Below are 1,149 nucleotides of genomic sequence, written 5' to 3'. Positions count from 1 at the left end.
TTGTCGTTTTAGGTGGGGATATCCAACAAAGCGAAGTTAAAGTTTCCGGTGTAATTAACGCTCTAGTAGCTGCAACCCTTTATGCTATATCGACAATTTACACAAAGAAAATCACAAAATTAAAACCCACATTTATAGCCATGTGTCACTTGTGCATTGGATGCGTCGTATTCATAAATTTTGTTGATGTTGATAATTTCATTGCGAATATACCGACTGGCCACAACCTGATAATTTTAGGACTAGTACATACTGGATTTATGTACATATTTCTTTATGGTGCTTATGAAAAATCAGATATTTCCAGTTTAGCGATCATGTCATTTGTATATCCGATAGTAGCTCTTTCGTTAGATGTAATTATTTATGATTTGAAACTGACCCACATTGAGATATCTGGTGTGATAGTGATTTTACTATCTTTAATTACCTACAATTCAATCAATTACATAAAAGGCAATATGAAAAATGCTTAGTTGGTTAATAGGTAAAAAAGTAACTATTACAATGAACAAAAAAACGTTTGAGACGACCTCTAAAAAAACAATATTACAGTCGCCACTGACATCAATGTTTCGATGGCAAATGGGGTACCCGAACGGGCTAATTTAATCGAGCGGTTAATAACAGGAATAACGCCAAACACACTCGCAAAGGTAAATAACCACTGACTGGCATCACTGTTAAATTGCGTCAGAATAGCAGCAATAACAATCGCACTGACTAAGGTGATGGCATGCCAATGCTCGCGCAGGTTTTGCTGTAATGAAGCGTCGTCGTCAGTGTTTATGGGCTTTTTACCCACTTGTTGTAACTTGAAACCGACATTAACGACGGCATCATTGACTTGCATTTTGATGCTATCAACAGCAGTACTACTATTGTCGTGGTCGATATCAACAAGTAATTTTTCGGTCGCGAATGCAACACGGCATTGCTTAACTTGGGGTAAGGCTTGAACGGCTTTTTCTACTTTACGGGCACAACTTGGGCAATCCATGCCAGTCACTAACCAGGATAAACGGGCAGTTAAACTTCTGGACTCGGGTTCCTCATCATCAGCAATAAGTTCATTTGATGCTGTGTGTGCGCAGCAAGAATCACTGCTACTGCTTGCAGATGTTGAATGGTGTTCATCACTATGTTGGT

General features: G+C 38.6%; 2 protein-coding genes. One reads left to right on the top strand and one right to left on the bottom strand.

The features are described 5' to 3' along the window. On the top strand, positions 1-476 hold a 476-nt coding region (locus PE36_RS23635; RefSeq protein ID WP_006034646.1), incomplete at its 5' end, for a DMT family transporter. Between the two features lie 59 nt (positions 477-535). On the opposite strand, the gene PE36_RS23630 is transcribed toward PE36_RS23635, so the two are convergent. Beyond that, a partial coding sequence (locus PE36_RS23630) for a cation transporter (RefSeq protein ID WP_006034645.1) occupies positions 536-1,149 on the bottom strand: 614 nt, incomplete at its 5' end.

The organism is Moritella sp. PE36 (assembly GCF_000170855.1).
Lineage (GTDB): Bacteria > Pseudomonadota > Gammaproteobacteria > Enterobacterales > Moritellaceae > Moritella.
The sequence above is the reverse complement of the archived record's forward strand: the minus strand, read 5'-3'. Positions and strand labels throughout refer to the sequence as shown.